Origin of the sequence: Paraburkholderia sp. SIMBA_027, from assembly GCF_046535315.1 — a bacterium.
In the GTDB taxonomy this organism is placed as follows: domain Bacteria; phylum Pseudomonadota; class Gammaproteobacteria; order Burkholderiales; family Burkholderiaceae; genus Paraburkholderia; species Paraburkholderia tropica.
Genome location: NZ_JAWRWY010001758.1, coordinates 1 through 229, shown reverse-complemented (window position 1 = coordinate 229; position 229 = coordinate 1). Strand labels below are relative to the sequence as shown.

The following is a 229-nucleotide window of genomic DNA, read 5'->3' as shown; positions in this document are numbered from 1 at the left end:
CGCTGCGCGCCGAGGTGCGCGATTTTCTCGCCGAGGCCCTCGATGGGCTGGAGCCCGACGAACGCGCCCGCTCCTGGATGGGCTATGACGCGGGCTTCAGCCGCCAGCTGGCCGAACGCGGCTGGCTCGGGCTGACGCTGCCGCGCGAATACGGCGGCGCCGAACGCGGCCATTTCGCGCGCTTCGTGTTGTCAGAGGAATTGCTGGGCGCGGGCGCGCCGGTGTCGGC

The 229-nt window shown here is 72.5% G+C and carries 1 protein-coding gene; it reads left to right on the top strand.

Annotation, left to right across the window (positions count from 1 at the left end; genetic code table 11):
- Nucleotides 1–2: 2 nt before the first annotated feature.
- Nucleotides 3–229 (top strand): acyl-CoA dehydrogenase family protein (locus tag SB764_RS45190; protein WP_410867462.1); only part of this gene is annotated, 227 nt, incomplete at its 3' end.